The organism is Rhodovarius sp. (assembly GCF_040399605.1).
In the GTDB taxonomy this organism is placed as follows: domain Bacteria; phylum Pseudomonadota; class Alphaproteobacteria; order Acetobacterales; family Acetobacteraceae; genus Rhodovarius; species Rhodovarius crocodyli_A.
This window is the reverse complement of record NZ_JBBARU010000040.1, coordinates 24,322-31,993: the sequence shown is the minus strand read 5'-3', so window position 1 is coordinate 31,993 and position 7,672 is coordinate 24,322. Positions and strand designations below refer to the sequence as shown.

The 7,672-nt window shown below is 67.5% G+C and carries 8 protein-coding genes; 3 read left to right on the top strand and 5 right to left on the bottom strand.

What is annotated here, in order from left to right; translation table 11 throughout:
- The first annotated feature begins 73 nt into the window (after positions 1-73).
- The gene (cynS, locus tag ABWP84_RS11470; RefSeq protein ID WP_353212164.1) at positions 74-556 is read left to right on the top strand and encodes a cyanase; all 483 of its coding nucleotides are present in this window, start codon (positions 74-76) and stop codon (positions 554-556) included.
- A 46-nt stretch (positions 557-602) separates the two neighbouring features.
- Positions 603-1,418 (top strand): aspartate dehydrogenase, encoded by an 816-nt coding sequence (locus ABWP84_RS11465; RefSeq protein ID WP_353212163.1) that lies wholly within the window; start codon positions 603-605, stop codon positions 1,416-1,418.
- 263 nt (positions 1,419-1,681) lie between these two features.
- On the opposite strand, the gene ABWP84_RS11460 is transcribed toward ABWP84_RS11465, so the two are convergent.
- Entirely contained in the window at positions 1,682-2,650 is a 969-nt protein-coding gene (locus ABWP84_RS11460; RefSeq protein ID WP_353212162.1) for a tripartite tricarboxylate transporter substrate binding protein, read from the bottom strand.
- 64 nt (positions 2,651-2,714) lie between these two features.
- On the opposite strand from ABWP84_RS11460, the gene ABWP84_RS11455 reads away from it, so the two are divergent.
- The gene (locus ABWP84_RS11455) at positions 2,715-4,703 is read left to right on the top strand and encodes an alpha/beta hydrolase domain-containing protein (RefSeq protein ID WP_353212161.1); all 1,989 of its coding nucleotides are present in this window, start codon (positions 2,715-2,717) and stop codon (positions 4,701-4,703) included.
- A gap of 68 nt (positions 4,704-4,771) precedes the next feature.
- On the opposite strand, the gene ABWP84_RS11450 is transcribed toward ABWP84_RS11455, so the two are convergent.
- Genes ABWP84_RS11450 through ABWP84_RS11435 form a run of 4 tightly spaced genes read right to left on the bottom strand, consistent with a single transcriptional unit; the run spans position 4,772 to position 7,613 of the window.
- Positions 4,772-5,374 (bottom strand): flavin reductase family protein, encoded by a 603-nt coding sequence (locus ABWP84_RS11450; RefSeq protein WP_353212160.1) that lies wholly within the window; start codon positions 5,372-5,374, stop codon positions 4,772-4,774.
- Between the two features lie 3 nt (positions 5,375-5,377).
- Entirely contained in the window at positions 5,378-5,914 is a 537-nt protein-coding gene (locus tag ABWP84_RS11445; protein ID WP_353212159.1) for a chromate transporter, read from the bottom strand.
- Positions 5,911-6,441 (bottom strand): chromate transporter, encoded by a 531-nt coding sequence (locus ABWP84_RS11440; protein ID WP_353212158.1) that lies wholly within the window; start codon positions 6,439-6,441, stop codon positions 5,911-5,913. Before ABWP84_RS11440 ends, ABWP84_RS11445 begins: the two co-directional genes overlap by 4 nt.
- The gene (locus ABWP84_RS11435; protein WP_353212157.1) at positions 6,438-7,613 is read right to left on the bottom strand and encodes a M20 aminoacylase family protein; all 1,176 of its coding nucleotides are present in this window, start codon (positions 7,611-7,613) and stop codon (positions 6,438-6,440) included. Before ABWP84_RS11435 ends, ABWP84_RS11440 begins: the two co-directional genes overlap by 4 nt.
- Between the last annotated feature and the right edge of the window lie 59 nt (positions 7,614-7,672).

The window sequence follows — 7,672 nt, the reverse complement described above, 5'->3', positions numbered from 1 at the left end:
CTAGGGGCTCTGCCCCTAGGACCCCGGCAAGAAACTCAGTTTCTTGCATCTTCGATTAGAAAGAGAACATCACATGAAGCGTTCTGATCTTACTGAGAAAATTCTTGATATTAAGCGCGAGAAGGGCTGGACCTGGAAGTATATCAATGAAGAGATTGGCGGTATGTCGCCCACGCTCGTCACTGGCGCGCTGCTGGGGCAGATGAAGCTGGTCAAACCCCTGGCCGCCAAGGCAGCAAAACTCTTTGGGCTCTCCGAAGCCGAAGAACGCATGCTCAACGAAGTGCCCTATCGCGGCACCCCAATGCCCCCCACTGACCCGCTGATCTACCGCTTCTACGAAATGGTCATGGTCAATGGTCCGGCCTGGAAAGCCCTCATCGAGGAAGAATTCGGCGACGGCATCATGTCCGCCATCGATTTCGACTTCGATTTCGAACGCCAGCCCAACCCCAAGGGCGACCGGGTGAAGATCTCCATGTCCGGCAAATTCCTGCCCTATAAATATTATGGGAATGAACAGGGCATCCAGGAATACGGCTTCAAGGAGGAATAACGCCGCGGCCTTCAAGCGGGCGAAAACCTCTGCTAAGCCCGATGCCATGATCACAGAAACCTACACCGTTGGCATCGTTGGCCTTGGCGCCATTGGCATGCACCTCGCCCGCGCCCTCGATGCGGGCGTCCCCGGCCTGAAACTCGCCGCCGTCGCCGTGCGCGACCGCGAAAAGGCCCTGGCCGGCATGAAGGGCTTTCGTGACCGCCCGCTGATCCTCGACATCGAAAAACTCCCGCGCGAATGCGACATCATCGTCGAGGCCGCGCCCGCTTCCGTCTTCGAGCAGGCCGCCACCGCCGCCATCGAGGCCGGCTGCATCTTTGTCCCCAGCTCCTGCGGCGCCCTGCTGCCGCGCATGCATTTGGTCGAGCGCGCCCGGGAAACCGGTGCCCGCATCATCATCCCCACCGGCGCCCTTCTCGGCCTCGATGCCGTGCGCGCCGCGGCCGAGGGCCATGTCTCCACCGTCACAATCGAAACCCGCAAGCCGCCCGGCGGCCTGGTCGGCGCGCCCTATCTCGAAAAAAACAACATCGACGTGCTGGGCGTGAACGAAGCCACCATGGTGTTCAAAGGCAATGCTTTTGACGCAGCCCAAGGTTTTCCAGCCAATGTGAACGTCGCCGCCGCCCTGGCCCTGGCCGGCATCGGGCCTGAGCGCACCATGGTCGAAATCTGGGCCGACCCCGCCGTCACCCGCAACACCCACACCATCCGGGTCGAGGCGGATGAGGTGCGGCTGACCATGACCATCGAGAATGTCCCCAGCCTCGAAAACCCCCGCACCGGCAAGATCACCCCGCTCTCCATCCTGGCCTGCCTGCGGGGGCTGACCTCCACCCTCAAGGTCGGCAGTTGAGCCCAGTTCACGCTTGAAAAATTACAGAATTTCGTCCTATAAAGGGCCATCACCGGGGGAGCCGCGCCCGCTCCCCCGCCCATTTGGGGCAATTTGTCCGTAAACGACATAGTCCGCGCCATCGCCATCAGCGCGACAGCGCCGGTCCGATTCACGCTTGAAACGCACGAGATAATTATCCTATAAAAGACAGCCCACGGGAGAGCTGCGCCCGCTCACCCGCCCCTTTTGGGTGAATTTGTCCGTAAACGACATCTTCTGGCTTATCCTGCGTCTACGCGGATATTGGCGGCCTCCGCCGTGGCCCTTGTGCGGGCCATCTCGGCAGCCCAGTAGCTCACCAGGGCTGCCGGCCCACGCTCCTCTTCCGCCGCCACATCGGCCCCCAACTCGCGCTGGCGCTCCAGATAGGCGGGGCTTGCCATCACCCGCAGCAACGCGGCCGAGAGCTGCCCCTGCACCGCCTGCGGCATCGCCGCCGGCCCAACCAGCGCCGCCCAACTGCCCCCGGTCAGCCCGGCAAACCCGGCCTCGATCAGCGTCGGCACCTCGGGCATCAGCACCGAGCGCCTGGGCCCGGTGGTCGCCAGCACCCGCAGCCGGCCATCGCGCCACAGCGGAAACACGGTGGAAATTTCGCCCATCACGCTGGCCACATTGCCCGCTAGCGTATCGGGCACTGAAAGGCTGGAGCCCCGATAGGGCACATGGGTCAGCCGAATCCCTGCCGCCGCCATCAGCTGCTCAATGAGAAAATGCGTCGCACTGCCCTGGCCTGAGGAGCCAATGCTCAGCCCCCCAGCCTGGGCCGCGGCCAAATAGCCCGCCACGTCGCGGATAGGGCTTTCGCTTCGCACCGTCAGCGTCAGCGGGCTGCGGCTCACCAGGCCGATGGCGCAGAAATCCTGCGGCGCGGCATAGGGCATGCGCTGTTGCAGGATGGGGTTGTTCACCAGCGGGCCATTCGAGCCCAGCAGCAGGGTATGGCCATCCGTGGCGCGCGCCACCACCTCAGCGCCCACGGTACCACCCGCGCCGGCGCGGTTTTCCACCAGCACCGGCTGCGGCAGCAGCGCCGCCATATGCACCCCCAGCAGCCTTGCCTGCACGTCAGACGAGGTGCCAGCGGCAAAGGGCACGATAATGCGGATGGGGCGCTCCACCTGGGCGAGAGCCGGGGGGCCGAGAGCCGGGGTGGCGAGGAGCAGGGCGGGGATGTGACGACGGCGCATGGCGGTGAGCTTGCGCGCCCCCCCGCCCCGCGCGCAAGCTCCCCCCAAAGTCACGGAGGATGAGATGCGTCGCACCACACTGGCCCTGCTGCTGCTGGCCGCGCCCATGATATCCCCCGCGGGCGCGCAGGTCAGCCGCTTCGATATGCAGCCCGCCCGCCCGGCCTTTGGCGGGGCGGCCTTCGGCGAGCGTGGCGGCTATGAATTGCTGCGCGGCCAGGCCACCATCGCAATCGACCCGGCGGACCCGCGCAATGCCGCCATCGCCGATATCGCCCTGGCCCCGCGCAATGCCGCGGGCCGGGTGGAGGCGGTGGCCGATGTCCTGATCCTGCGCCCGGCCGACCCCGCGCGCGGCAATGGCACGCTGCTGGTCGAGCCGCCCAATCGCGGCCGCGCCATCATCGGCCAATTGCTGAACGACGCCGCCGCCCAGCGCAACGGCCGCTTCGACGAAGCCGCCGATGCCGGCAATGGCTGGATGATGCGGGCCGGCTATACCCTGGCCTGGATAGGCTGGCAGGGTGACCCGACGCCCGGCCAGGGCATGCGGCTGCGGGTGCCCGCCGCCCCCGGCGTCACCGGCCAGGTGCGTGATGAATTCGTCTTCGACAATACCACCAACCCGGCCAGTGGCTTGCTCACCTATACCCCCGCCGAGCCAGCCCATCTGGCCATCACGGTCCGGGCCAAGACCACCGATGCCAGGCAGGCGGCCCCCGGCCTCGCGGTGCGCCTCAGCGCGCCCGGCCGGGTGGAGATCACCCGCCCCGCCGACATGGCCCCGGGGGCGATCTATGAGGTTACCTACCAGGCGCGCGACCCGGGGCTGATGGGCATGGGCTTCGCCGCCTTCCGTGACGTGGCGGCGGCACTGCGCCATGGCGAGGGTGAGGCCAACCCGCAATCCGGCCGGACTGCCTCCCACGCCGTCAGCCTGGGCGTCTCGCAATCCGGTCGTTTCCTGCGGGATATGCTCTATCAGGGTTTTAACGAGGATACCCAGGGCCGCGCCGTCTTCGATGGCATGGTGCCGCATATCCCCGGCAGCCGCCGCAGCCACACCAATGCCCGCTGGGCCCAGCCCGGCCGCAACCCCTCTGACCATACCGACCGTCTCTACCCGGCCGACCAATTCCCCTTCACCTATGCCGACACCACCGACCCGCTGACCAACCGCACCGATGGGCTGCTGCGCCGCTGCGAGGCCAGCCGCACCTGCCCGCGGATCATGCAGACGGATAGTGAGTTCGAATATTTCGGTGCCCGCGGCTCGCTCACCGTCACCGACCCGCGCGGCGGCCATGTCGCATTGCCGCCCGGGGTGCGTGCCTACATGATGACCGGGCACCCGCATTACGCCACCGCCGATGCCTGGGCGGCGCGCGGCGCGGTCTGCGCCAATCCGTTGAACCCGCTGCAGGCCGGGGCACCCATGCGCGCGCTGATGGTGGCGCTGGAGGCCTGGATGCGTGATGGGGTGGAGCCGCCGGCCTCCCGCACGCCCAGCGTCGCCAATGCGACGCTGGTTCCCGCCGGTCCCTTGGGGCGCCTCGCGAGTAATGAACCTGCCGCTGCGGGGCCCTCGCTGGCCAGCGCCTTCACCGCCTTGCCGGGGCTGGTGCTGCCCACCAGCCTGACGCCCGCGCCGCTGCTCGACACCGCCACCGACCCGGCGCGGGTGATGGGCACCTATCCCATTCTGGTGCCGCGCGTGGATGCTGACGGCAATGCGCTGGCGGGGATTCGCCTGCCGGTGATCGAGGCGCCGCGCGCCACCTATACCGGCTTCAACCCGCGGGCTGCGGGTTATGGTGAGGGGGCGCTCTGCACCAATATGGGCAGTGTGCTGCCGCTCGCCGCCACCCGCGCCGCGCGCGAGGCCGCGGGCGACCCGCGCCCCTCGATTGAAGAGCGCTGGCCGGGCGACAGCTATATTGCGGCGGTGCAGGCCAGTGCGGCGAAGCTGGTGGCCGAGCGGCTGCTGCTGGCCGAGGATGCTGCGGCCATGGTCGCGGCGGCGCGGGCGGGGACGCTGGCGCGGCTCAGGTAGCGGCGTCAGGCCGAGGAGCGGCGAGGAGCGTCGTCATTCGGCATGGTCGCGGCGGCGTGGGCGGGGAATTAAGCGTCGTCAGGCCGAGGGGCGGCGAAGAGCGCCGTCAGCTCGGCATAGTCGCGATAGCCGCAGCGGGCGATAGTCTGCGCGGCCACCGCGTCAAAATGGCCGTTGTTCAGCACCGCCTCGGCGATATGCACGCCCACCACCTGGCCGATGATCAGCCAGCCACCGCTGGGTTGGCCGTCGAGATCGGTCATCTCCATGGCTTGCGTCACCCGGCATTCCAGCGCGGCGGGGCTGAGCGCGACCCGGGGCGGCTTGACCATGCGGCTGGGCGCTTCGGCGATGCCGGCGGCGGCGAATTCGGACACCCCCTCGGGCAGTGAGCCGGAACTGGCATTCATCGCCGCGAAGAGCGGGCGGGTGGCGAGGTTGAAGACGAATTCACCCGTCTCAATCGCGTTCTTGGCGGAGTGCTTCAGTGTCTCCGAGGTGAAGGCCAGCAAAGCGGGCCGGGTATGGACCAGGTTGAAGAAACTATAGGGCGCCAGATTGGGCCGCCCCTGCGTATCGAGGGTGGAAATCCAGCCGATCGGCCGGGGCGCGACAATCGCCTTCAGCGGGTCATGCGGCAGGCCGTGGCCGTGTTTTGGTTCATAGAACATGCGTCACCCCAGAAGCAGAATGCCAAGCACCGCGCCGCCACCCAGCATCCACAGCGGCGAGGCCTTGGTCAGAAACACGAAGCCCGCCGTGGCGGCGGTGAGGCCCATGGCCACCAGCGGCAGATTGCCCCAGGTGGCCAGTGCCGTCTCCCCCAGCAGCAGGGCGGAGGCGGTGACGAGGCCGAGCGCCACCGGCACCATGCCGCGCTCAATCCGCCGGAGCCAAATGGCGCCGGTCAGCCGGGCGCGCATGGTGGAAAACCCCAGCGCCAGCAGCCCCGCCGGCCCGCACATGGCGATGGTGGCACCCAGCAGGCCGAGCGGGCCTGCGACATGCCAGCCAAACACGCCCACCACCAGCACATTGGGCCCGGGCGAGGCCTGGGCCAGGGCATAGCTGCGGGCGAAGCTGGCATCATCCATCCAGCCATGCTCCTCGACGATCAGCCGATGCATATCGCCCAGCACCGCGCTGCCGCCGCCCACCGCGATGATGGAAAGCTGGGCCAGGCCGGCCATGAGGGCGAGCAGGTCGGTCATCGCCGCGCTTCCAGATAGGCGGCGAGAATGCCCAGCGGTGCCAGGCCCAGAATGATCCAGGGTAGCGGCAGCCGCCACAGCGCGAGGCCGAGTGCTGTAAGCCCTATCGCCACCATCGGCGCCGAAGGCCGGGCGCCGCGCACCAGTTTGAACGCCGTGCCCAGCATCATGCCCGCCGCTGCCGAGGCCACCCCCGCCAGCGCGCCGCGCACCACGCCCAGATGGCCGAACCGGTCATAGAGCAGGCAGAGCATGGACAGGATAATCAGCGGCCCGGCAAACAGCCCCGCCACCGCCGCTGCCGCCCCGCGCACGCCACAAAAGCCGTGGCCGACGATGATGGCGGTGTTCATCGCATTGGGCCCGGGCAGGACTTGGCCCAGGCCCAGCCGCTCGGCGAATTCACGGTCGGTCAGCCAGCCGCGCTTTTCCACCAGCATGCGGCGCGCCCAGGCATTGGCGCCGCCGAAGCTGGAGATCCCCACCTGGAAATAGGCGGTGAAGAGGTTTTTCGCGGTGGGGCTCACCGGGGCAGCAACTGCTCCGCCAGGGTGGACCAATAGCTGGCGCCGGTGGCCAGCACCTCATCGTTGAAATCATATTTCGGGTGATGCAGGCCTGGGTCGGCATCGGTGCGGCCGCCGCCGATCATGATGTAGCTGCCGGCCTTGGCCTCCAGCATATAGGCGAAATCCTCGCCGCCCATGGTGGGTTTTTCCATATGGATGACCCGCGCCTCGCCGGCCACGGCGCGGGCGGCTTTGAGGGTGAGCTGGGTGCTCTCGGGGTCATTGATGGTGGCCGGGGTGTAGCGCACAAAACTGCATTCGGCGCTGGCACCAAAGGCGCTGGCGATGGTGGGCACAAGGTGCAGGAAGCGGGCCTCCAACAGCTCCCCCACCTCGGGTTTGAACCAGCGCGCGGTGCCCTGCATGTGCACGCTGTCGGGGATCACATTATGGGTGAAGCCGCCCTTGATGTGGCCGATGGTGATGACGCCCGCCTCCACCGGCTCGACATTGCGCGCCACGATGCTTTGCAGGCCCTGGACGATGGCGGCGGCGACCATGATGGGGTCCACGCCCTCATGCGGCATGGCGCCATGCGCGCCGCGGCCCTGCAGGCTGATCTCCAGATTGGCCACGGCGGCCATGATCGGCCCCTCGCGCCAGGCGAATTGCCCGGCCGGAAGCCCGGGCCAATTGTGCATGCCAAAGACGCGGCTGACCGGGAAGCGCTCAAAAATACCGTCATTGACCATGACGCCGGCGCCGCCGGCATTTTCCTCGGCCGGCTGAAAGATGAGCACGACCGAGCCTGAGAAATTGCGCGTCTCCGCCAGGTAGCGGGCGGCGCCGAGCAGCATGGTGGTGTGGCCGTCATGGCCGCAGGCATGCATTTTGCCCGGGGTTTGCGAGGCCCAGGCGGCGCCGGTCAGTTCTTCCACCGGCAGGGCATCCATATCGGCGCGCAGGCCGATGGCGCGGCCATTCGGCCCGCCCTGGCCATGGATGATGCCGATGACGCCGGTGCCGGAGAAACCGGTGACCACCTCATCACAGCCGAATGCGCGCAGGCGCTCGGCCACGATGCCGGCGGTGCGGTGCTCCTGGAAACCCAGCTCCGGGTGCATGTGGAAATCCCGCCGCCATGCGGTGAGTTCGGGGTGGAATTCGGCGATACGGTTGATCACAGGCATGGGGTTGCTCCGGCGGCGCTTGATAGTGGGATTATGATAGCCATCTGCATGGCCTGATA

Bases quoted from the DNA above. Each gene is read 5' to 3' on its own strand.
- ABWP84_RS11435 (WP_353212157.1), bottom strand. From the start codon at position 7,613: ATGCCTGTGATCAACCGTATCGCCGAATTCCACCCCGAACTCACCGCA.
- ABWP84_RS11465 (WP_353212163.1), top strand. From the start codon at position 603: ATGATCACAGAAACCTACACCGTTGGCATCGTTGGCCTTGGCGCCATT.
- ABWP84_RS11455 (WP_353212161.1), top strand. From the start codon at position 2,715: ATGCGTCGCACCACACTGGCCCTGCTGCTGCTGGCCGCGCCCATGATA.
- ABWP84_RS11445 (WP_353212159.1), bottom strand. From the start codon at position 5,914: ATGACCGACCTGCTCGCCCTCATGGCCGGCCTGGCCCAGCTTTCCATC.
- ABWP84_RS11460 (WP_353212162.1), bottom strand. From the start codon at position 2,650: ATGCGCCGTCGTCACATCCCCGCCCTGCTCCTCGCCACCCCGGCTCTC.
- cynS (WP_353212164.1), top strand. From the start codon at position 74: ATGAAGCGTTCTGATCTTACTGAGAAAATTCTTGATATTAAGCGCGAG.
- ABWP84_RS11450 (WP_353212160.1), bottom strand. From the start codon at position 5,374: ATGTTCTATGAACCAAAACACGGCCACGGCCTGCCGCATGACCCGCTG.